Source organism: Sphingopyxis sp. Geo48 (genome assembly GCF_949769155.1).
Taxonomy (GTDB): domain Bacteria; phylum Pseudomonadota; class Alphaproteobacteria; order Sphingomonadales; family Sphingomonadaceae; genus Sphingopyxis.
This window is the reverse complement of sequence record NZ_CATKPA010000002.1, coordinates 182734-205633: the sequence shown is the minus strand read 5'-3', so window position 1 is coordinate 205633 and position 22900 is coordinate 182734. Positions and strand designations below refer to the sequence as shown.

The 22900-nt window shown below is 63.3% G+C and carries 21 protein-coding genes; 15 read left to right on the top strand and 6 right to left on the bottom strand.

The window, feature by feature from the left end:
* Position 1: 1 nt before the first annotated feature.
* A complete protein-coding gene (locus QOL79_RS07660) occupies positions 2-736 on the top strand; it encodes a LytR/AlgR family response regulator transcription factor (RefSeq protein WP_058456114.1) in 735 nt (244 codons plus the stop codon).
* 55 nt (positions 737-791) lie between these two features.
* Here QOL79_RS07660 and QOL79_RS07655 read toward each other — a convergent pair whose 3' ends face one another.
* The gene (locus QOL79_RS07655; protein WP_282949576.1) at positions 792-1130 is read right to left on the bottom strand and encodes a UrcA family protein; all 339 of its coding nucleotides are present in this window, start codon (positions 1128-1130) and stop codon (positions 792-794) included.
* Between the two features lie 87 nt (positions 1131-1217).
* Between QOL79_RS07655 and QOL79_RS07650 the strand changes: the two genes are divergently transcribed.
* Positions 1218-1868, top strand: a complete 651-nt coding sequence (locus QOL79_RS07650) for a hypothetical protein (RefSeq protein ID WP_282949575.1) — start codon at positions 1218-1220, stop codon at positions 1866-1868.
* Positions 1869-1880: 12 nt separating this feature from the next.
* On the opposite strand, the gene QOL79_RS07645 is transcribed toward QOL79_RS07650, so the two are convergent.
* On the bottom strand, positions 1881-2216 hold the full coding sequence (locus QOL79_RS07645; protein ID WP_058800330.1) for a hypothetical protein: 336 nt from the start codon (positions 2214-2216) through the stop codon (positions 1881-1883).
* Positions 2217-2382: 166 nt separating this feature from the next.
* Here QOL79_RS07645 and QOL79_RS07640 point away from each other — a divergent pair, with 166 nt between their 5' ends.
* A complete protein-coding gene (locus QOL79_RS07640; protein WP_231729131.1) occupies positions 2383-3918 on the top strand; it encodes a BCCT family transporter in 1536 nt (511 codons plus the stop codon).
* Here the strand turns inward: QOL79_RS07640 and QOL79_RS07635 are convergent, their stop codons facing one another.
* Complete coding sequence (locus QOL79_RS07635; RefSeq protein ID WP_283419184.1) at positions 3919-6003, bottom strand: M13 family metallopeptidase; 2085 nt, start codon at positions 6001-6003, stop codon at positions 3919-3921.
* A gap of 233 nt (positions 6004-6236) precedes the next feature.
* On the opposite strand from QOL79_RS07635, the gene uvrA reads away from it, so the two are divergent.
* The gene (gene uvrA, locus QOL79_RS07630) at positions 6237-9131 is read left to right on the top strand and encodes an excinuclease ABC subunit UvrA (RefSeq protein WP_283419183.1); all 2895 of its coding nucleotides are present in this window, start codon (positions 6237-6239) and stop codon (positions 9129-9131) included.
* 104 nt (positions 9132-9235) lie between these two features.
* Here the strand turns inward: uvrA and QOL79_RS07625 are convergent, their stop codons facing one another.
* A complete protein-coding gene (locus QOL79_RS07625) occupies positions 9236-9787 on the bottom strand; it encodes a hypothetical protein (RefSeq protein ID WP_283419182.1) in 552 nt (183 codons plus the stop codon).
* A gap of 448 nt (positions 9788-10235) precedes the next feature.
* Entirely contained in the window at positions 10236-10547 is a 312-nt protein-coding gene (locus QOL79_RS07620; RefSeq protein ID WP_283419181.1) for a putative quinol monooxygenase, read from the bottom strand.
* Positions 10548-10594: 47 nt separating this feature from the next.
* Here QOL79_RS07620 and QOL79_RS07615 point away from each other — a divergent pair, with 47 nt between their 5' ends.
* The 9 genes from QOL79_RS07615 to QOL79_RS07575 all read left to right on the top strand — a co-directional run bounded on the left by QOL79_RS07615 (position 10595) and on the right by QOL79_RS07575 (position 19324).
* Positions 10595-11968 (top strand): AAA family ATPase, encoded by a 1374-nt coding sequence (locus QOL79_RS07615; protein ID WP_283419180.1) that lies wholly within the window; start codon positions 10595-10597, stop codon positions 11966-11968.
* Complete coding sequence (locus QOL79_RS07610) at positions 11955-12605, top strand: RloB family protein (RefSeq protein ID WP_283419179.1); 651 nt, start codon at positions 11955-11957, stop codon at positions 12603-12605. The genes QOL79_RS07615 and QOL79_RS07610 overlap by 14 nt, the downstream gene beginning before the upstream one ends.
* Positions 12606-12744: 139 nt before the next feature.
* Positions 12745-13794, top strand: a complete 1050-nt coding sequence (locus QOL79_RS07605) for a substrate-binding domain-containing protein (RefSeq protein ID WP_283419178.1) — start codon at positions 12745-12747, stop codon at positions 13792-13794.
* 264 nt (positions 13795-14058) lie between these two features.
* Positions 14059-15435: a phosphate ABC transporter permease subunit PstC gene (gene pstC, locus QOL79_RS07600; protein WP_283419177.1), complete on the top strand. Its 1377-nt coding sequence runs from the start codon at positions 14059-14061 to the stop codon at positions 15433-15435.
* Positions 15428-16684, top strand: coding sequence for a phosphate ABC transporter permease PstA (gene pstA, locus QOL79_RS07595; RefSeq protein WP_282949566.1), 1257 nt, complete (start codon positions 15428-15430; stop codon positions 16682-16684). The genes pstC and pstA overlap by 8 nt, the downstream gene beginning before the upstream one ends.
* Before the next feature lie 2 nt (positions 16685-16686).
* Positions 16687-17469: a phosphate ABC transporter ATP-binding protein PstB gene (gene pstB, locus QOL79_RS07590; protein ID WP_058456101.1), complete on the top strand. Its 783-nt coding sequence runs from the start codon at positions 16687-16689 to the stop codon at positions 17467-17469.
* Positions 17470-17494: 25 nt separating this feature from the next.
* Positions 17495-18217: a phosphate signaling complex protein PhoU gene (phoU, locus tag QOL79_RS07585; RefSeq protein ID WP_283419176.1), complete on the top strand. Its 723-nt coding sequence runs from the start codon at positions 17495-17497 to the stop codon at positions 18215-18217.
* The gene (gene phoB / locus QOL79_RS07580; RefSeq protein ID WP_058456099.1) at positions 18217-18915 is read left to right on the top strand and encodes a phosphate regulon transcriptional regulator PhoB; all 699 of its coding nucleotides are present in this window, start codon (positions 18217-18219) and stop codon (positions 18913-18915) included. The genes phoU and phoB overlap by 1 nt, the downstream gene beginning before the upstream one ends.
* A gap of 175 nt (positions 18916-19090) precedes the next feature.
* A complete protein-coding gene (locus QOL79_RS07575) occupies positions 19091-19324 on the top strand; it encodes a hypothetical protein (protein WP_283419175.1) in 234 nt (77 codons plus the stop codon).
* A gap of 325 nt (positions 19325-19649) precedes the next feature.
* Here QOL79_RS07575 and QOL79_RS07570 read toward each other — a convergent pair whose 3' ends face one another.
* Positions 19650-21020: an OprO/OprP family phosphate-selective porin gene (locus QOL79_RS07570; protein WP_283419174.1), complete on the bottom strand. Its 1371-nt coding sequence runs from the start codon at positions 21018-21020 to the stop codon at positions 19650-19652.
* Positions 21021-21214: 194 nt separating this feature from the next.
* Between QOL79_RS07570 and QOL79_RS07565 the strand changes: the two genes are divergently transcribed.
* Positions 21215-22123 (top strand): SDR family oxidoreductase, encoded by a 909-nt coding sequence (locus tag QOL79_RS07565; RefSeq protein WP_058456097.1) that lies wholly within the window; start codon positions 21215-21217, stop codon positions 22121-22123.
* A 55-nt stretch (positions 22124-22178) separates the two neighbouring features.
* Complete coding sequence (locus tag QOL79_RS07560; RefSeq protein ID WP_283419173.1) at positions 22179-22835, top strand: DUF4328 domain-containing protein; 657 nt, start codon at positions 22179-22181, stop codon at positions 22833-22835.
* Positions 22836-22900: the final 65 nt, after the last annotated feature.

The following is a 22900-nucleotide window of genomic DNA, read 5'->3' as shown; positions in this document are numbered from 1 at the left end:
CATGCTCCAGACGCTTCGGACCCTGATTGTCGACGACGAACCGCTCGCAATCGAACGGTTGCAGATTCTCGCAGGTCAGCAAGACGGCGTCTCGCTTGTCGGGACGGCGAGCGACGGCGCCTCCGCGCTGCGCATGGTCGACGCCCTCGCGCCCGACCTGGTACTCTGCGATATTGCGATGCCCGATCTCGACGGGTTGCAGGTCGCCGCTGCCATCGACAAGCTCGACAATCCGCCCGCCGTGGTATTCGTCACCGCGTTCGATCGCTACGCGGTCGCCGCCTTTGACGTCGCCGCGGTCGACTATCTGCTGAAACCGGTCTCGCCCGACCGGCTTGGTCGGGCGCTGACGCGAGTTCGCGAATGGCGCGCCAGCGAGCGCGCTCCTGCGCCGAAAAGCAAGTGGATCAGCGAGTTCTGGGTCCAGAACCGTGGCGAGATGCTGCGCATCGATGCAGCCCAGGTCGACCTGATCGAGGCCGAGCGCGATTATATGCGCCTCCACGTCGGCGGGCGCAGCTGGCTGATCCATCAGACGATCAAATCACTCGAAGCGCGCATGAACCCCGACCAGTTCATGCGCATCCATCGGTCGAAGATGATCCGCCGCGAAGGCATCGTCGGGCTGAAACACCACGGCGACGGCGCTTGGAGTGTCGATCTGGGCGAAGGCGGCGTGCACCGCATCGGCCGCACCTATCTTCATGACGTAAAGGCGATCATGCACGGAGCATGATCGCCTTCTTCGGCCGCCGCCACCTGCTTCAGGACGGCCGCGTCACCGGATGTCGTCAGGGAGCAGCGACGACGGGCGGCTTGTCGCTCGCGAACTTGGCGGTGCTGCCGTTCAACAAGGCCGCGAGCTGCGGTTCGATGCTGCGCTTGGCCTGCGCCATGCACTCCTGCGCGACCGCTCGCTGGCGCAGGGTAAGACGGCTGCTGTCGGTGCACATCGCGCGGATCGCGGTGCGGACCCGTGTGTCGAGCCGATCGCGACCGGCGGTGGTCGAAAGATTGAGGTCGTCGTAGCGGACGGCGACTTGCGGCGCATCGCTTTCCTGCGCCACGGCGGGAGCTGCTGCGCCACAAACGGCGATGGCCGCCATCGTGATCAGGGTGGATTTCAACATGGGGAGTCCTCTCATCTGGGGGGATGATGCGGGACACGAGCTGATCCGAAACCGGGGAAGACCGGATCCTCCCGCATCCCGCGATCCTTGGATGCCCGCTTTGCCACGGCCACGCACGTCGGGTTCGACGGGGCCGGTCGTGCGGTCGATGTGGAGACGAAAGGCGTTCCCGCATCGACCAGTGGCCGAAAGCTTGCAACGAAGCTGTCATCATGGCCTTCTTCGGCCATGGCAGGGAAACGTCGACATCCTTCGAGTCGCGACCGGCTGGGCCATCGCCTGGCATTCGGGCTGATCGTCGTCGTCGCCGGGCTGGGCGCCGGCGCGTTACTGGCCTTCATCGTCATCGGCCAGGGGCTGAGCGGCAAGGGGGCCGGCTCGGCGTCCTTTGCCGACCTCAGCGCCAACCCCAAGGCGGCGGTCGCCGATGCGACCTCGGCGCCGCCATGCCTCGAATGCGCCGACAGCTATGGTGTGGGTGCGCGGCTGAGGGCGGAACGCGTAAGTCGGCTCAGCGAGCCGTTCCGCCGGCTCGGCGAGGTCAACGAAGGCGCCGTCCCCTCACCGCCAGAGGGGACGGATGACGACTACCGCTATGGTGGTCGTTTTCCCGATTTGCCGCGGCCGGCGATGGTGATCCCCGTCGCGCTGCCGCCGGTGGCGGAGGCTGGACCGCCCCCCGACGGACAACGAAAAGGCCCCGACGCAACGCCGGAGCCTTCAGAAAATCGCGATTAGGAAACACAAGGCCTATTTGGGCTTGGATTCCGGATGCGCGCAGCGCGTCTTGTCGCCGGCCTTGCAGGCCGCGACGTCGGCTTCCCATTGGATCCGTTCTTCGGCGGACATGGCGGCGACCCGCGCCTTTTCCGCTTCATAAGCCGAGGTTTCCTCAAGGAAGGTCGACTGCGCGGCGGCCTCCTGCTGCGCGTTAGCCGCGACACGGGCGTTGTAGGCGTCGGTTTCCGCCTGCGCCTTCGCCAGCTGGTCCGCATTCAGCTTCGCGGTATTGGCCTTTTCCTCCGCAGTCGTGCCGTCTGGATTTTTCTGCCACGCGGCTGCCTGTCCTGCCGCCAGCAGCGCCATGGCCGCTGTTGCCGTGAAAATCGTCCTGATCATCGAAGCTCTCCTTCCATCAAGGCACCTGTGCGTCCAACGTCTTGCGGCAAATCCCGTTCCCGGCACATCATTTGACGCCGGGTCCGGTAGCGGCCATGCTGACGACATTGTCCATGTCCGAACGGCGGAACATTTGCCAGCCTCAACCCGTCACCCCATCAATCGCGCGGTCTTTTTTGTTCCGCTGGCGACCCTTTCTGCGGCGCTCGTCCTCAGCCTCTGGCAGGGCACGCGTTTCGTCGCGGCTGAGGCTGCGGCCAACGACTGGATACTGGAGCATTTCGGCCCGCTCTTCGCGGGTGCCGGTCTGGCTTTTCTGGCTCTTCTCGCGCTGGCAGCGCTGTCGCCATTCGGCCAGACGATCATCGGCGGAGCGGGCGCCAAGCCGCTGCTCGGGCGCTGGCGCTGGTTCGCGGTGATGCTCTGCACGACGATCGCGACCGGTATCCTCTTCTGGGGGGCGGCCGAGCCGCTGTTCCATCTCAACGCGCCGCCTCCGATGCTGGGAATGGAACCGGGCAGCGATGCTGCCGCGACCTTCGCCATGTCGACGATGTTCCTGCACTGGACGTTAACGCCCTACGCAATCTACACCGTCGCGGCGCTCGCCTTCGCGCTTGTCTATTATAACCGCGGCGAGCCGTTCAGCCTGTCTTCGCTGTTCGTCCCGCTGCTCGGCAATCGCGCGCACGGACCGGTTGGCACGGGCATCGACATCGTCTGCCTATATGCGCTCGTCGCCGGAATGGCAGCGTCGATGGGCGCCGGAATCCTGGCGCTGGCAGGCGGCGTGGAGAATCTGGGCCATTTCAGCGGTGGAATGCCGCTCAAATGGGGAATTGCGGCGCTGATCGTCGCGAGTTTTCTGATCTCGGCTGCGATGGGGTTGCAAAAGGGCATCGCCGGCCTGTCGGTGCTGAACACCTGGCTGTTCTTCGCGATCATCGCCTTCGCACTCGTCGCTGGCCCGACCGCCAAGATGTTCGGCCTGTCGCTGCGCGCCACGGGCGAATATTTCACCACCTTCATTCCCCGCAATCTCGGCCTCGACGTCGACGGCGCGTGGAGCCGGCAGTGGACGATTTTCTATTGGGGCAACTGGTTCGCCTGGGCGCCGGTCACCGCGCTCTTCCTCGGACGGCTGGCCATCGGTTACAGCGTGCGCGAGTTCATACTGATGAATCTCGTCCTGCCATCGCTGTTCGGCGCGCTGTGGATGACCGCCATCGCAGGCTCGGCCATCGTCATCGACCAGCAGAGCGGCGCCAGCCTCTATTCGGTGATCGCGGCGAAGGGCCCGGACTCGGTTCTCTTCCGCCTGTTCGACGCGCTCGGCGGCGGCCCAGCTGCGACGGGGCTCATTCTTTTCACCATCTTCCTGTCCTATGTCGCGGGCGCCGACGCCAATGTTTCGGCGATGAGTGCGCTTTCGACCCGCGGCATCACCCCCGACGCGCCCGAAGCGCCGATGGGCGTGCAAAGCGTGTGGGGAATTGCGGTCGGGCTCGTCGCGATCGTTCTCGTCGCGGGCTCGGGGCTCGACGGCATCCGCATGATGTCGGTGCTGGGCGGCTTTCCCGCGCTGTTCGTCATCATCGGCGCGGCGCTGTCGCTCACGGTGATGCTGGTACGGGGGCGACCGGCGGTCGCCCCCGTCGTCTCCGGCTGATCACCAGATGCGCGTGCGCGCCTCGGGTTTCAGATAATATTTATTGTCGGGCGTGACGTTGAACGCCTTGTACCAGGCATCGACGTTGCGCACCGGGCCGATGATCCGCCAGCGCGCCGGGGCGTGTTCATCGCTTGCGACCTGCTGCTTGATCGAATCCTCGCGTGCCTTGTCGCGCCACGCCTGCGCAAAGGCGAGGAAGAAGCGCTGGTCGCCGGTCAGACCGTCGATCACCGGCGCCTCCTTGCCGCCCAGCGAGCGGTGGTAGGCGTCATAGGCAATCTCCAGCCCCGCGAGATCGGCGATATTCTCACCCATCGTCAGGTCGGGATTGATGAAGGCGCCGGGCGCCGCCTCAAAGGTCGCGTATTGCGCACCAAACGCCTTCGCCTGCGCCTCGAAGCGCGCCGCGTCTGCCGCGGTCCACCAGTCGCGCACCGCGCCATTGGCGTCGATCTTGCGCCCCTGATCATCGAAGCCATGCGAGATCTCGTGGCCGATAACGGCGCCGATCGCGCCATAGTTGACTGCATCGTCGACGCTCTCGCTGAAGTAAGGCGCCTGCAGTATGCCGGCCGGGAACACGATCTTGTTCTCGAGGCCGCCGTTGTAGGCGTTTACCTCCTGCGGGTTCATCGACCATTTCTTGCGATCGACGGGCTTGTTCAGGTCTGACAGCGAATAGGCATATTCGAACGCCGCGCTGCGCTTCACATTGCCATAGAGGTCGGTCGGATCGATCTTGAGCCCCGAATAGTCGCGCCATTTGTCGGGATAGCCAACCATGACGTCCATCTTCGCCAGCTTGTCGAGCGCCGCCGCCTTGGTCTCGGGCGCCATCCAGCTGTTGCTGCGGATGCGATCGCCCATCGCGAGCTTCAGATTCGCGACCAGCGCTTCCATCTTCGCTTTCGCGCTCGCCGGGAAATATTGCCTCGCATAGGTTTCGCCGACCAGTTCGCCGAGGCTCCCGTCGACCAGCGTCAGCCCGCGCTTCCAGCGCGGACGAAGTTCGCCGACGCCGCTCAGCACTTTGGTATATTCGAAGCGGCTGTCGACGAATGCCTTGGAGAGATAGGGCGCCGCATTGTCGGCGATGTGGAATTGCTGCCACAGCTTGATCGTGTCGAGCGGCGTCCTTGCATAGAGCGCCGCAATGTCGCGCACCGCCGTATTCTCGTTGACGATGATCCGCTTCTGCGGTCCGATGCCGGCGCCTTCGAACCACGCCTTCCAGTCGAGTCCCGGAGCAAAGGCCGCGAGTTCGTCCGACGACATCGGATTGTTGATCTTGCCGATGTCGCGGCGGTCGGCGATCGCCCAGCTGACCTTCGCGATCTCGGTTTCGAAGCCCATGATCGCATCCGCCGCATTCTCGGGCGCAGCATTGCCGACCATCTTCATCGTTCGCACGATATAGGCGCGATAGGCATCGCGCTGCGTCTTGAAACTGTCGTTCAGATAATAGTCGCGTTCGGGAAGCCCGAGCCCCGCCTGGCCGAGCCACAGGACGTTCACCGTCGGATCATTTGTGTCGGCATAGGGGCCGCCGGAGACGATCGTCGCGCCAAACGTCCCCTGCGTCGAGCCCATGAAGCGCGCCATCGCGCCCTTGTCCTTGATCGCCGCAACAGCGTCGACGTCGGCCATCAGCGGTTTGGCGCCCAGCGCGTCGACCCGCTTCTCGTCCATGAAGCTCTGGTATAGGCCGCCGACCTGCGACGTCGCGGGAGCTCCAGTGACAAGCTGTCCGAGCTGGCGCTGCGTCAGGTTGTAAACATCATAGTCGACACCCGCCGACGCCTGATCGGCCGGGATCTCGGTGCGCGCAAACCAGCCGCCGTTCGCATATCTGTCGAAGTCGTCCCCGGGTTTCACATTGGTGTCGCGCGCGGCAAGGTCGACGCCCCATGTCCCGAAGGTCAGCGCTTTCAGCGACGCATCGCCCTTCACCGCGGCGTCCCCTTCGCCATCGGCCTTGGCGACCAGCGTCGCGGACATTGTGTTGTCGCTCGCCATTGCAGGCGCCGCAGCCAAGGCGGCAGCGATCGCCAGCCCTGCGGCGCTCGTTAGAAAGCTTTTCATTACCCCGTCTCCTGATTGTTCTGCACCGCCGGGTCGAGGCGGCGCGAATGGCCATTCTTGTCCGCCTGCGACGTCACGGGGTCAAGCAAGCCGCCCGGCATTGGTCGAAGCCTTTGGCATGTTGGTGGAATGCCACCACATTGCGGTGCGGCGCCGGGCCTCCTATCTTACCGGCGAACCGGCGCGGAACCGCCTCTTGCGCCAATAGAACAAATCTGGAACATACCCCTCCCATGAGTCTCACCCATATTTCGGTGCGCGGCGCGCGCGAGCATAATCTTAAGGGCGTCGACGTCGACCTGCCGCGCGACAGCCTGATCGTGATCACCGGCCTGTCGGGCTCGGGCAAATCGAGCCTCGCCTTCGACACCATCTATGCCGAGGGTCAGAGGCGCTATGTCGAGAGCTTGTCGGCTTATGCGCGCCAGTTCCTCGAGATGATGCAGAAGCCCGACGTCGAGCATATCGACGGGCTGTCGCCGGCGATCAGCATCGAGCAGAAGACGACGAGCCGAAACCCGCGCTCGACCGTTGCGACGGTGACCGAAATCTACGACTATATGCGCCTGCTGTGGGCGCGCGTCGGCATCCCCTATTCGCCCGTTACCGGCGAGCCGATTTCGGCGCAGAATGTGAGCCAGATGGTCGACCGGGTCATGGAGCTGCCCGAGGGCACCCGCGCGTATCTGCTCGCGCCGGTCGTGCGCGGGCGCAAGGGCGAGTATCGCAAGGAGCTGGCGCAGTGGCAGAAGGAAGGGTTCACCCGCGTCCGCATCGACGGCGAGTTCTACGAGATCGAGGATGCCCCGGCGCTCGACAAGAAATACAAGCATGACATCGAGGTCGTGGTCGACCGCATCGTGGTGCGCGAGGGGATCGAGACGCGGCTTGCCGACAGTTTCGAGACGGCGCTGAAACTTGCCGAAGGTGTCGCGTATGTCGACATGGCCGACGGGCCGGTGCCGGGGCGCGAGGAGGAAGATGCCGGGGGGGCGATGAAGGGCGCGGGAATACCGGCCAACCGCTTGATATTCAGCGAGAAGTTCTCATGCCCCGTGTCGGGCTTCACGATTGCGGAGATCGAGCCGCGGCTGTTCAGCTTCAACGCGCCGCAGGGCGCCTGCCCCGCGTGCGACGGCCTGGGCGAGCGGCTGGAGTTCGACCCCGACCTGGTCGTCCCCAACCATGCGCTGAGCCTGAAGAAGGGCGCGGTCGTGCCGTGGGCGAAATCGAACCCGCCCTCGCCCTATTATATGCAAGTGCTTGAAAGCCTGGGCAAAGCCTATGACTTCAGCCTCGACACGCCGTGGCAGGACCTGCCCGGCGCGGTGCAGCAGATCATCCTCTTCGGCACCGGCGGGATGCCGGTCGAGCTGACCTTCAAGGACGGCAAGCGCACCTATACGACGCACAAGGCGTTCGAAGGTGTCATCGGCAACCTCAACCGCCGGATGTTGCAGACCGAGAGCGCGTGGATGCGCGAGGAACTGGGCAAGTACCAGACCGCGCAACCGTGCGAAACGTGCCACGGCGCGCGGCTGCGCCCCGAACCGCTGGCGGTGAAGATCGCGGGCGAGAATATCAGCATGTCGGCGCAGCGCTCGGTCGCCGACGCGCTCGCGTGGTTCAGCACGCTCGACGAGAAGCTGAACGAGACGCAGCGGCAGATCGCGAAGGCGATCCTGAAGGAGATCAACGAGCGGCTCGGCTTCCTCAACAATGTCGGGCTCGATTATCTGAACCTCAACCGCACGTCGGGCACCTTGAGCGGCGGCGAAAGCCAGCGCATCCGCCTCGCCAGCCAGATCGGCAGCGGCCTGTCGGGCGTCCTCTACGTGCTCGACGAACCGAGCATCGGCCTGCACCAGCGCGACAACGACCGGCTGCTCGCGACGCTGAAGCGCCTGCGCGACCTCGGCAACACGGTGATCGTCGTCGAACATGACGAGGACGCGATCCGCCACGCCGACTATGTCGTCGACATGGGCCCCGGCGCGGGCGTCCACGGCGGCGAGATCGTCGCCGAGGGGACGCTGAAACAGGTGCTGGCGAACAAGAAGAGCCTGACCGCGGCGTATCTGACCGGCGCGAAGAAGATCGAGGTGCCGGCGCGCCGCCGCCCCGGCAACGGCTTCGACCTGGTGCTGAAGGGCGCGCGCGCGAACAATCTTCAGAATGTCACCGCGACGATCCCGCTCGGCACCTTCACCTGCGTCACCGGCCTGTCGGGGTCGGGCAAGTCGAGCCTGGTCATCGACACGCTCTATGCCAGCGCGGCGCGGACGCTGAACGGCGCGCGGCTGGTCGCGGGGCCGCACGACGCGCTGACCGGCCTCGAACATTGCGACAAGGTGATCGACATCGACCAGTCGCCGATCGGCCGCACCCCGCGGTCGAACCCCGCGACGTACACGGGCGCCTTCACGGTGATCCGCGACTGGTTCGCCGGGCTGCCCGAGGCGCAGGCGCGCGGGTACAAGCCCGGACGCTTCAGCTTCAACGTCAAGGGCGGGCGCTGCGAAACCTGCACCGGCGACGGGCTGATCAAGATCGAGATGCACTTCCTGCCCGACGTCTATGTGACGTGCGAGACGTGCCACGGCAAACGATACAACCGCGAAACGCTGGAGGTGAAGTTCAAGGGGATGAGCATCGCCGACGTGCTCGACATGACGGTCGAGGATGCGGCGGAGTTTTTCAAGGCGGTGCCCGCGATCCGCGACAAGATGGAAATGCTCGTCCGCGTGGGGCTCGGCTATATCAAGGTCGGGCAGCAGGCGACGACCCTGTCGGGCGGCGAGGCGCAGCGGGTGAAGCTGGCGAAGGAACTGTCGCGGCGCTCGACCGGGCAGACGCTCTACATCCTCGACGAGCCGACGACGGGCCTGCATTTCGAGGATGTCCGCAAGCTGCTCGAAGTGCTGCAGGCGCTGGTCGATCAGGGCAACAGCGTGGTGGTGATCGAACATAACCTCGACGTCATCAAGACCGCCGACTGGATCGTCGACCTGGGCCCCGAAGGCGGGGTCAAGGGCGGCGAGATCGTCGCGGCGGGGACGCCCGAGCAGGTGGTGAAGGAGAAGCGGAGCTTTACCGGCCAGTATCTGGCGCCGCTGTTGGGGAAATGACGAAAGCCCCTCCCTTCAGGGAGGGGTTTGGGGAGGGCCTGCAGCCTCCCGCGCGACATCGACATCGCCTCCCCCGACCCCTCCCATAAATGGGAGGGGAGAGATTAGTGCCACACCGCCGACAGCGGGTAGAGCGCGATCAGCCAGATCAGGCAGGCGCAGGCGACGCGCCGGTCCTTCGTCCAGATCGCGAGCAGCGCGACGGGAAAGAAGCTCCAAGCGACGATGACGGTGCGGATGCTGGTCGCCGCCGGCAGGCCGTGCAGCCAGCCGACGGTGGCCAGCAATGCGACGTTGCACAGGAACACGCCGCCGATCACCTTGCGCCGATGCGCGTCGAAATGGGCGTTCAGATCGTGCCACGCCTCCGGGTCGTCGGGAAAGACGAGGCTGGCCGCGACGAAATAGAGGGCGGTGACGATGAAGCCGCCGAACAGCACCGGCCAGCTCAAGGGCAGCAGGTCGCGCAACGACCAGCCGTACATCCAGAAGGTGACGACGTCGCACGACACGAACAGGCCGAGCAGCGCGGTCGGCCAGCCGATGCGGACGCGGTGGCTGGCCTTCAGCGCGCGGCTCAATCCGCCCAGCCCCTCGGCGAGCGCGAGGCCGAGGATCAGCCCGAACAGCGAAAAGATGAATTCGAACCCGCTCATTTGCCCCCCGATGCGGCGCGCGCCGCGCTGCGAAGCTGTGGCAAACAATGGCGTGGCGGGCAAGGCGAAGCCATTCCGTTACCCTGCTTCGTGAGTGATGGAAGAATTATCTCACGCGAAGCCTGTCCCGAGCGCCCGCCAGGGCAGTCGAAGGGGCGCGAAGGCGCGAAGAAGAAGGAAGGGATTTCTCACACAAAGACACAAAGACACGAAGGGGGCTGTTTTCGGGCGCGACCACTCGATTGCCGAACGACGGCTGCGTCGATCAAGGCCGGACAAAGTCCGGCTATAATCCCGCCGACGTCCGGCCGACACGCGGCCTCAGCGTCTCCAACCGCCCTCTTCGTGTCTTTGTGTCTTTGTGTGAGACTTGACGCCGCCAGCGGCCAAACCCGCCGCCAGAAACCCCACGCAACCCCCTTCGCGCCTTCGCGTGAGATAATCTTGTCTAAGCCCCCATCAGCTTTGCCGTGATATCCTCGGCGGCGTAGATGCGGATCGCGGGCGGCTGCGGCGAGAGCGCGCGCATTTCGGCGACGAAGGCGGCGGACGCGGGGACCGCGAAATGGGTGCGCACCGCGTCGATGCTCTCCCACTCCTCGACGAACATCAGCCGGTCGGGGTTCTCGACATCGATGTGGCAGTTGTGCGCCAGACACCCCGGCTCGCCCCGCGACCGCGCGCTATGCTCGGCGCCTATCGCGATCATGCGCTCGCGATGCTCTGGGGTGAGGATGACGTGGCCGGTGATGAGGATCATCTTCTTAGCGCCTTGATTGATGCATAGCATTTGAAGCAGGAAAACGATTGCGGATCGATCCGAACATTCATAGAATGCGGGAAAATCAATCCTGTCAAATTTTGCCACATTTATTTGGGTTTCCCATGCTCATAGAATTTTCAATATCGAACTTTCGCTCCATTGGCGCAGAGCAGACCCTTTCGCTCGTCGCGTCCAAACTTAAGGAGAAGAGCACGGGGCGAGAAGTCGCGGTGCCAGGCTTCGATATCAAACTTTTGACCTCCGTCATTGTTCTCGGCAAAAACGGAGGAGGCAAATCGAACCTAATTGCCGCGATGGCAACATTAAGAAAAATGGTAGAAAATTCGGCAAAATCCGATGCGAAAGATAAAATAGAATGGCATCCAAACCGACTTGTATCAACGCTACGAGACAAAGACACGTCCTTTCGCATCCTCTTCTCGTACAAAGAAACGATTTATCAGTACGAACTAAGCTTTAACTCGGAAAAAATAACAGAAGAAAAGCTAAGCTCTCTCAAAAAATCAAAGAGATTCAAAAATATCTTTTCGAGAAAACTTCAGGGTAAAAGCTATAGATATATATTTGGAAATGAGCTTAAAGGCAATAAGATAGTTTGGAAAAACGCGACAACCGACAATTCATTGTATCTGTCTACAGCAAATTTTCTAAATTCTAAATCACTTCGTGATCCATATGTGTGGATTACGGAGTATTTTCAGATGTACGACTCCTCTCATCCCGCGACAGGTTACACTACTAAGCAATGCACTTCTGAGAAAAATTCGGAAGTCGTGGCCAAGTTCTTGTCAAAATTAGACCTAGGGATAAAGCGTATAGACGTTAAGGAGTCGGACTTCGATACATCGGCATTGAATGATTTGATGAAACCGGAGCTTTTTAGCGAATTTATTAATAAGGCTGGAGAGCTAAAGGAGAGAGAGGTCGCCTTTATTCGAACTGGCGATGATGGGTCGGATGTGCCTATGACGCCTAACGACGAATCTACAGGTACGAATGCGCTATTTGGCCTTGCAGGACCACTATTTGATACGCTTCAGAACGGATATTGCGTGGTGATAGACGAGATAAACACATCTATTCACCCTCTGATCGTTCACACTTTGATCGACATTTTCTCGAATCCCGACCTCAACAGGAAGCGAGCTCAGATCGTTTTCACTTCTCACGACACGAGCCTCTTGAGAGATCATTACTTTAGGCGCGATCAAGTTTGGTTCGTGGACAAGAGCCAGCACGGTGAAACCAGTCTCACTCCATTGACTGATTTTTCGCCTAGGAAAGATGAAGCGTTAGAAAAAGGATATTTGACCGGCCGCTACGGGGGAGTTCCCTATGTCGGAGAAGTCGTGAGGGCGTTCGAAAAATCTGAAGAGTTGTGGCGTGAGATCCCGTAAATTTGCTAGCCAGCTAAATCGTAAACCAGCATCCCGCAAACCAGCAAAGCGGATAGTGATAGTTTGCGAAGGCGAGAAAACTGAGACAATTTATTTCGGACAGTTCCTCGATGCGCTACGGGCCGCAAATATCCAGCTAAAGGTGCTGGGAAAGGAATGCGGCTCCGATCCCGGCTCCGTCGTTGGGTACGCGGACCAAATCCGCAATGAAGACCAAGGCATCGACATTCTGTATTGCGTGTTCGACAGAGATAGCCATGCCAATTTCGATCAAGCCGTTCAATCTGCGGAAAAAATACAGATAAAAATAGGAAACGATCGAACTTTCAGGAGCATAAAATCTTATCCTTGTTTTGAGTATTGGCTTCTTTTGCATTTTTCCTATTCTCGAAAACCATACAACGGCGCTGGGAATCATTCGTCGGCCGACCTCCTCATAAAGGAGCTTGAAAAATTTATTCCTAACTACAAGAAATCTGATGAAGCTTCTATCTTAGGACTAGCTGACAAAACCCAAACCGCAATTCAAAACGCAAAGAAATCGTTGGACGACGCAAACAAGACTGGTGAGCTGAATCCCAGCACTGAGGTTCATGAAATCGTCGAGGCCTTTCTTGCATTCTCTCAGAGAATCTAGAATCTTCGGACTAATCGTGACACTTCCATGACACCTCCTGTCACAAACACGTCACACAAATCCATCAGAGGGCAGTCAGCGAGTCGCTGCAGGGGTGGCGGCTTGGTTCGGTAACGACCCCCTCTACAGGACATATCCCATGGCCAAGAAATTTGCCCTCGCCGCCTGCGTCGCGACTGCCGCGCTGGCGCTTTCCGCCTGTCAGGACCAGGCGTCTTCGGGCGGCGCGGCGCGCGATTATATCAGCGCGGTCGGCTCCTCGACCGTCTATCCCTTTGCGACCGCGGTCGGCGAGAAGTTCGCCGAGGCGACCGGCAACAAGGTGCCGAAGATCGATTCGACCGGCACCGGCGGCGGCTTCGAGCGGTTCTGCGCCGGCGTCGGCGGCGACACCCCCGACATCGCGAACGCATCGCGCCGCATGAAGAAGAAGGAATTCGACACCTGCGCCAAGAATGGCGTCAAGGACATCGTCGAAATCCAGGTCGGCATCGACGGCATCGCGCTCGGCGAAGCGCAGCGCGGCCCCGGCTTCAAGCTGTCGGAAGAAGACGTCTATAAGGCTCTGGCTGCCAACCCCTATGGCAAGCCGAACACCGCGAAGACGTGGAAAGACGTCAACCCGGCGCTGCCCGCGGTCGCGATCTCGGTCTTCGGGCCGCCGTCGACCAGCGGCACGTACGATGCGTTCAAGGAGCTGATCCTCGGCAAGGGCTGCGACGCCAACCCCGAGATGAAGGCGCTGAAGGACAGCGACAAGGACAAGCATGAAGAGGTGTGCACCGCGCTGCGCGGCGCGCCCTTCTATGTCGAGCAGGGCGAGAATGATAACCTGATCATCTCGAAGCTGGACAAGAACCCCGACAGCCTGGGCATCTTCGGCTTCAGCTATCTCGACGCCAACAAGGACAAGATCAAGGCGGTGCCGGTGCAGGGCGTGGCGCCGACCTATGCCGCGATCGCCGACGGCAGCTATCCGGGTTCGCGCCCGCTGTTCATCTATGTCAAGAAAGCGCATGTCGGCGTGATCCCCGGCCTCGCCGAATATGTCACCGAATTCCTGAAGGGCGCGGCGGCGGGCGGCTACCTCGCCGCCAAGGGCCTCGTCGTGTCGCCGAAGGACGTCGCGGACAAGGCCGCGGCGAACGCCAAGGGCATGACCGTGCTGGACGGCGCGGAGCTGAAGTAATCTCCCCCGCGGGTGGCCGGAGGGAGGGGCCCACATCCCCTTCCCCGGCCGCCGCTTTTTACGTCACCTTCCCACCCCGTTCGTGTCGAGCGAAGTCGAGACACCCATCGGGTCGGCGCATGGTCGAGGGGCATCTCGACTTCGCTCGATGCGAACGGGATTGGCAGATCCGGTGATTTTGGAAATTGTGACGCAGAGTCATGAAACTGCCACGTCATACCGCTTGGGGTGACGGGGGGATCCGGACAGGATAACGGGGACACAGTGACTTTCAACGCCGCCGCCTTACTGCTGCTGATCGCGGGGCTTGCCCTGATCGGCTGGCTTGCCGGCCGGGCGCGCTCGCTGATGCTGGCGGGCCGCGCGCACGCCAAGCTGCATTCGCGCCCGCAATATCACGGCTGGTACGTCGCGCTGTGGCTGTTCGCCCCCGCCGCGATCTTCCTTGCCGTCTGGTCGGCGGTGTCGCCCGGCCTGATCACCAACAGCGTGCTCGCGAGCGAGGCGGCGCAGGGCCTGCCCGCCTTCGGCTTCGAGCGCGGGGCGATCCTGAGCGATGCGCGCAATGTCGCGCAGGGGGCGCAGGCCGCGGTGCGGATTCCCGCCGCGGCGCCGCTGGTCCAGCCCTATGCCGACGCGACGCATTTCTATGCGTGGATCGGCATCGCCGCGATGCTGGCGCTGGCGCTGGCGGGCGGGCTTTACGCCTTCACGCGGATCCGGCCCGATTTCCGCGCGCGGACGCGGGTCGAGAAGATCGTCATGGCGGTGCTGCTGCTCGCGTCGCTGGTGGCGATCCTGACGACCTTCGGCATCGTGCTGTCCTTGCTGTTCGAATCGATCCGCTTCTTCCGCCTCGTCTCGCCCGCCGAATTGCTGTTCGGGACCGAATGGGCGCCGACCAGCGGCGCGCCGCAGCCCGACACCTTCGGCGGCATCCCGCTGTTCTGGGGTACGGTGCTGATCGGCGCGATCATCGCGATGATCGTCGCGATTCCCATCGGGATGATGACCGCGGTGTATCTGACGCAATATGCCGCGCCGCGCGTGCGCCGCTGGGTGAAGCCGCTGCTCGAGATCCTCGCGGGGGTGCCGACGGTGGTGTATGGCTATTTCGCCGCGCTGACCGTGGCGCCTGCCTTGCGCGAGTTCGCGGTGATGCTCGGCATTCCGAACGCCTCGACCGAAAGCGCGCTGGCTGCGGGTATTGTGATGGGCGTGATGATCATCCCCTTCGTCTCGTCGATGGCCGACGACAGCATCAACGCGGTACCGCAGGCGATGCGCGACGGATCGCTGGCGTTGGGCGCGACGCCGAACGAGACGATCCGCCAGGTGCTGATCCCCGCCGCGCTGCCGGGAGTGATGGGCGGCATATTGCTCGCGGTCAGCCGCGCGATCGGCGAGACGATGATCGTCGTGATGGCCGCGGGCCTCTCCGCCAACCTCACCGCCAATCCCTTCGCCAGCGTCACCACGGTGACCGCGCAGATCGTCAAGCTGCTGACCGGCGACCAGGAATTCGACAGCGCCAAGACGCTCGCCGCCTTCGCGCTCGGCCTCGTGCTGTTCATCGTGACCTTGCTGCTCAACATCGTCGCGCTGCGCATCGTCAAAAAGTATCGCGAAGCTTATGAATAGGGACACCGCCCCGACCGACTGGAAAGGCGCCGCGATGCAAAAGCGCATCGCGGGCCGCTATGCCGCCGAGCGCCGCTTCAAGCTGTTCGGGCTGGGCGCGGTGCTGCTGTCGGGCTTTTTCCTCGCCTTCCTGCTGTTCGTGATGGTCGGCAACGGCCTGCGCGGCTTCACCTATACGAACGTCGAGGTGCCGATCGACTTCAAGGCGATGCCGCTGACGGTCGATGCGTCGCGGCTCGGCGATGCCGATGCCGATCAGGCGATCGCGAATGCCGGGCTCGCCGACATTGTCGCCTTCGCCGCCGACGAGGCGCTGGGCGCCGACGGCGCGAAGATGATCAGCGAAAATGCGTGGAAGGAAGTGCGCAAGCAAATCAAGGCCGACCCCGCGATCCTGCAGGGCAAGACGGTCTTCCATCTCCCCGCCTCGTCCGAAGTCGACATCGCCGCCAAGGAAGGCGCGAAAGGCGCGCTGGGGGCGAAGGTCGACGCGCTGCAGCGCGACGGCAAGCTGTCGACCGGCATTCACTGGCCCTTCTTCAAGAACGCCGACGCGACCGATCCCGCGGTTGCGGGCATCTGGGGCGCGCTCAAGGGGTCGGTGCTGACGATCTTCATCGCCTTCCTGATCGCCTTCCCGACCGGCGTACTCGCGGCGCTCTATCTTGAGGAATATGCGCCGAAGAACCGCTGGACCGACCTCATCGAAGTGTCGATCAACAACCTCGCCGCGGTGCCGTCGATCATCTTCGGCCTGCTCGCGCTCGCGGTGTTCATCAACTGGTTCGGCATTTGCCAGGCGAGCCCGCTCGTCGGCGGGCTGACGCTGGCGCTGATGACGATGCCGGTGATCGTCATCGCCAGCCGCAACGCGATCAAGGCGGTGCCGCCCTCGATCCGCGACGCCGCGCTCGGCGTCGGGGCGAGCCCGGTGCAGGTGGTGTTCCATCATGTGCTGCCGCTCGCGCTGCCCGGAATCCTGACCGGCACGATCATCGGCATGGCGCGCGCGCTGGGCGAGACCGCGCCGCTGCTCCTCGTGGGGATGCGCGCCTTTATCGGCGACGTGCCGGGCGGCATCTGCTCGCCCTCGACGGTGCTGCCGATGCAGATCTTCCTCTGGTCGGACGAAGTCGACCGGGGCTTCGTCGAGAAGACCTCCGCCGCGATCATCGTGCTGCTCATCGTGCTGCTGTCGATGAACGCGCTGGCGATCTATCTTCGCAACAAGTTCGAAAAACGCTGGTGACCATGACCCAAGATGATTTGACCATCGCCGACCCCAAGATGACCGCCAAGGGCGTCGACGTCTTCTATGGGCAAAAGCAGGCGATCAACGACGTGTCGATCGACGTCGGGACCGACCTGGTCACCGCCTTCATCGGCCCGTCGGGCTGCGGCAAGTCGACCTTCCTGCGTTCGCTCAACCGCATGAACGACACGGTCGCCAGCGCGCGCGTCACCGGCACGATCCTGCTCGACGGCGAGGACATCTATGCGCCGTCGATGGACGTCGTGCAGCTGCGCGCGCGCGTCGGCATGGTGTTCCAGAAACCGAACCCCTTCCCCAAGTCGATCTATGACAATGTCGGTTACGGCCCGCGCATCCACGGCCTGGCGCCGTCGAAGGCAGACCTCGACGTCATCGTCGAGCGCGCGCTGGTGCGCGCCGGCCTGTGGGACGAGGTCAAGGACCGGCTGGGCGAGAGCGGCACCGCGCTGTCGGGCGGCCAGCAGCAGCGCCTGTGCATCGCGCGCGCGATCGCGGTCGATCCCGAAGTCATCCTGATGGACGAGCCCTGCTCGGCGCTCGACCCGATCGCGACCGCGAAGATCGAGGAGCTGATCCACGAACTGCGCGGCAAATATGCGATCGTGATCGTCACCCACAACATGCAGCAGGCGGCTCGCGTGTCGCAGCGCACCGCCTTTTTCCACCTCGGGACGTTGGTCGAGTACGGCAGGACCACCGACATCTTCACCAACCCGAAGCAAGAACGCACCAAGGACTATATCACCGGCCGCTACGGCTAAACCCCGGCCGAACAAGGACGAAGCAATGGCAGTTACCAACGATCATACCGTCAAGGCGTTCGACGAGGATCTGAACCGCCTCCGCGGCCTGATCAGCGAAATGGGCGGGCGCGCCGAACAGGCGTTGCTGCAGGCGATGAGCGCGCTGAACAATGGCGACCTCGAACTCGCGGCGCAGGTCGTGCGCGACGACAAGAAGATCGACGCGCTCGAAGCCGAGATCGAGCAGCTCACGACGCAGACGATCGCGCTGCGCGCACCGATGGCCGACGATCTGCGCGAGATGATCGCGGCGCTGAAGATCGTCTCGGTCGTCGAGCGGATCGGCGATTATGCGAAGAATATCGCGAAGCGGGTCGCGCTGATGGACCAGACGCGGTCGATCGAGTCGATCCCGCTGCTGATGTCGATGTCGTCGAACGTCGCCGAACTCATCCACGACGCGCTCGACAGCTTCGCGGCGCGCGACGCCGAACTCGCCGTGCGCGTGACGGTTCGCGACAAGAATGTCGACGATTTCTACAACAGCATCTTCCGCACGCTCGTCACCTTCATGATGGAAAATCCGAAGCACATCACCGAGAGCGCGCATTTGCTGTTCGTCGCCAAGAATCTCGAGCGCATGGGCGACCATGCGACGAACATCGCCGAAATGGTCTATTATGTCGTGACCGGCGAACGGATGGAGGAACGCGAACGCGGCGAGACGCCCGAAAGCGCCGCCTCTTCGGGGCAGGAGAAGGGCTGATGCCGCAGCCCGACCTGCTGCTGATCGAGGACGACGAGGCGATCGCCGAACTCATCGTCTGGCACTTCGCGCGCGAGGGCTTTTCGGTCCGCCAGACTCCCGACGGCGAGCAGGCGCTCGTCCTCGTCGAGGAACGCGTCCCCGACATCGTCCTGCTCGACTGGATGATCGAGAGCCTGCCGGGGATCGAGGTCTGCCGGCGCCTGCGCCGCAACCCCAAGTCGGCGAATGTCCCGATCATCATGCTCACCGCGCGCGGCGAGGAAGAGGATCGCATCCGCGGCCTCGAAACCGGCGCCGACGATTATGTGACCAAGCCGTTCAGCCCGCGCGAGCTGGTGGCGCGCGTCTCGGCAGTCCTCCGCCGCCTGCGCCCGGCGCTGGCGGGCGAGCTGCTCGCCTATGCCGATATCGAGCTCGATTCGGTCGCGCACAAGGTGGTACGGGGCGGCCAGATCGTCGCGATGGGCCCGACCGAGTTTCGCCTGCTGCGCCATTTCATGGAGCATCCGGGGCGCGTCTTTTCGCGCGGGCAATTGCTCGACAGCGTGTGGGGCCAGGACAGCGACATCGAACTGCGCACCGTGGACGTCCATATCCGCCGCCTGCGCAAGGCGATCAACCTGCCGGGCACGGCGGATATCATCCGCACCGTGCGCTCGGCGGGTTATGCGCTGGATGCGGGGAAGAGCATCTGAGGTTTTCGGCCGGAATCGGCCCTAACTAACTCCGTTCGCATCGAGCGAAGTCGGGATGCACCTCGTCGTGGCGTGAAGTCGATGGGTGTCTCGACTTGGCTCAAAGCGAACGGATACGGGGGACGGCGGCTAACGACCGATTGCGGGCATGCGGATTGAAGCTCATAGTTCGCGAATGAGGATATGGATTCGCCGTTTCGCCGTTGCGTTCATAATTGCCATGCTGCTCGGAGCCTTGGCATGGGTGGTCCTTTTTGAGGTAGTCATCACGTCGTTTTCGCCGAACGTGTTGTTGCAGTTGCTGGTTCCAGTGGGCGTGGCCATCTTAGCTTTGGCCGGTTGGCGGATAATCGTTGCGCTCTACAAGTGGGCGCCAAACGAGCCACAAACATTAGCGAATGTCCGCTGACGTCCGCTCCCCACCCCAATTTAGACATCCCCTCTTCGTCATCCCGGACTTGATCCGGGATCCATCGCGGCGTTGAAGTCGTGGACCCCGGATCAAGTCCGGGGTGACGAATGTCTGGAATCCACCCCATTTCGGCGGTTCGCCGACGATCTGGATCGAATGACGGCTACCGACCGGAAATGGACGTGACGCCCAACCTAATCCGTTCGCATCGAGCGAAGTCGAGATGCCCCTAGGGCTAGGCGCAAGGCTGCCGGGTGTCTCGACTCGCTCGACACGAACGGAAATAGGGGACGGTCTGGTAACCACCCCAAACTCGACCTTGTCAGAAGTCGATCTGCGTCCGGAGGCCGAAGGCGTCGGCCGAATAGTCGCGGTCGCCGGTCGGGGTGCCGATCGCCGCGTCGTCGAACATCAGGCGGCCGTAGTTCGCGGTGAGGCGGACGTAGGAGATCGGGGCCCAGACGAGCGACACGCCGAGCGTGCGCTGGCGACCACCGACGATCCCCGCATCGTTGAGGTCGAGATAATCGTAGCGCGCATTGACCTCGATCGCGCCGGGGCCGCCCGCGTTGATCGGACGCGACGGGGCGAGGCGGTCGAAGGCGCCGTCCTTGTAGATGCGCGCGTCGCCGCGCGTCAGCACATAGCCGACCTCGGCATAACCGCCGAAGAAGGTCGGATCGGCAAAGCCCGGACGGCGCGCGGTCTGCCAGAAGCCTTCGCCCGCGACGTGGAACGGACCCGCGAGGGCAGCGGCTTCGACGCCGAGGCCGCGTTCGCTGGTCGCGTTGAACGTGCCCGTGTCGACGATGCGGCTGTTCGTCGTGTGGACGAAGGGCCGCGACGCATAGCGGACGGCGGGCGCGTCGTTGATGTTGCGCCAGTGGCCGGAGCCGCCGAGATGGAGCTGGGTGTTGCCGAACTTCGGCATCCAGATCGCCCGCGCGTCGAGGCTGACGCTGTTGTTCGAATCGCTGTTCAGGTCGTTCGCATTGTCGCCGAACACCCCGCCCTGCAGCAGCAGCGCCTTGCCCTTATATTGCGCCGACAGCCCGACGCGGCGTTCGAAGCCGAAGGCCTGCGTGAAGGCCGCGCGCTCGAGCATCGAGGTGAAGAGGTCGCTGGTCAGCTCGTCGAGCGACCAGAAGGGCTTTTGCTGCCCGGCCGTGACGGTCAGCGGGCCGGTCGCATAGGTCAGATACACGTCGGTCAGGTCGACCGCGCTATTGGCGAAATCGGCCTCGATCCGATAGCCGAAACCGCCCGGAATCTTGCCTTCCATGCCGAGATAGGCGCGTCGAAATTCGGTGGCGAGGCCGCCGTGCGTGCCGGTCACGCCCGCGGGCGCGTCGATGCTGGCGACATCGACCTGCAGGCGGCCGCGCGGCTTGAAGCTCCAGCCGTCGGCGGTCTTGAGCTCGGGGGCACCCTTCCACGCGATTTCGGTCGCGGGCTTGGCCGTGACGCTCGGCGCGGCGGGCGCCGGAGCAGCAATCACGGCGGCCGGAGCGGGCGCGGACGGGGTCGTCGCCGCGTCGAGCCGCGCCTCGAGAGTCTGTACCTTTGCCTTCAGCGCACCGAGTTCGGCGCGCAGCGCGGCGGCTTCGTCGGCCGACATCGCCTGCGCATGGGCGGTCGACGGCAGGCTGAGCATCGTGGTCGCCAGCAGGCTGGCGGCAAGGACGTGACGCATGGGGGATTTGCTCCGTTGCGAAAGGTGACAATCTCGCTGCGCCGCTATGACACCAGAATGACAGTTGCACGTCATTTCGATGACATTTTTGTTGCATCGACTCATTTTCCTGACCCCTTGCCTGCCGGGCCCGAACGGGTAAGGACATTCCGGTTTTATCGGGCAACCTTTCGCTGCCCCCCAGGGAGACCATCATGACGATCAAATTTGACGGACGTGTTGCCATTGTGACGGGCGCGGGCGGCGGGCTCGGCCGCGCCTATGCGCTCGAACTCGCACGGCGCGGGGCGAAGGTGGTCGTCAACGACCTCGGCGGCGCGCGCGACGGCACCGGCCATTCGGATGCGGCGCTCGCCGTGGTCGAGGAAATCCGTGCGGCGGGCGGCACCGCGATGTCGAACGGCGGCAGCGTCACCGAATATGAGCAGATGGTCGAGATGGTGGCACGCGCGAAGGAAGAATGGGGCGGCGTCCACGTCCTCATCAACAACGCGGGCATCCTGCGCGACAAGAGCTTCGCGAAGATGGAGCCCGCCGACTTCGACCTCGTCGTCAAGGTCCACCTGCTCGGCAGCGCCAATGTCACCAAGGCCGCGTGGGACATCATGCGCGAGCAGGCCTATGGCCGCATCCTGATGACCGCCTCCTCGACCGGCCTCTACGGCAATTTCGGGCAGGCCAATTACGGCGCGGCGAAGCTGGGCCTTGCCGGGCTGACCAAGACGCTCCACCTCGAGGGCGCGAAGTACAATATCCGCTGCAACACGATCGCGCCGGTCGCGGGCACGCGCATGACCGAAGACATTTTCCCGCCCGAACTGTTCGAGAAGTTCACGCCCGAGAATGTCGTCCCGGCGGCGCTGTATCTGGTGAGCGAGGATGCCCCGACGAACATGATCGTGGGCGCGGGCGCGGGGGCGTTCCACGCCGCCTATGTCACCATGACCCCCGGCGTCGCTCTGCCCGAAGGCGAGCGCACGCCCGAGGGCGTCGCGGCGGCGTGGGAGAAGATCATCGACCGCAACGGCGAGATTGTCCCGCAATCGGGCGCCGAGCAGTCGATGGGCGTGATGCGCGCCTTGCAGGCGCTGGCCGGAGCCTGATAGCATCGCCCTCCACGGGGACGCCGGGGCGGCGTCCCCCGCAAAGGGGGACACTATGGCGGAGATGGGCCTTGCCGAGGGTATCGACCTGCTGGGACAGCGGGCGAAGCTGCTCAAGATATTGCTGATTGCGGGTTTCGTGACGATCGCGGCGGTCCTGATCGGTCAGGTCGCCGAGCTGCAGGGCCTGATTTCGCTTGAGGAAGGCGCCGAACTCAGCAGCGGTGCCGCGATCTATGCCGCTGTGGCGCTCGCCGACGGTCTGCTGACGATCGTCACCATCGTGTTCTTCTCGATGTGGATATACCGCGCCGCCGCGAACATCGTCGCGGCAGGAACGACCGGCTTCGACTATACGGCGGGCTGGGCGGTCGGCTGGTATTTCATCCCCTTCGCGAATCTCTACAAGCCCTTCGCCGCGATGCGGCAGATCTGGAACGCCAGCCACGGCGGCCAGGGCGACCAGCTCGACCAAGGCGAAGGGCTGCTCACGCTTTGGTGGACCACCTGGCTGATTTCGAACATCGCCTCGAACATCTCGTTCCGGCTGTCGATGAACCCGGATTCGGTCGAACAACTGACGTTGGGCCAGCAGATCGGCGCCTTCGCAGCGCTCGTCAGCCTCGCGCTTTACCCGGCGGCGTATCGGCTGGTCGACCGGATCACCGCGGCGCAGCGCGAGCGGCTCAGCGCATCGCATATCTTCAGCTGATTTATCGTATTGCATCAGTAACACAGGTGCGATAGACTGCGCGCGGGGCAAGGGGATCGGTCTAA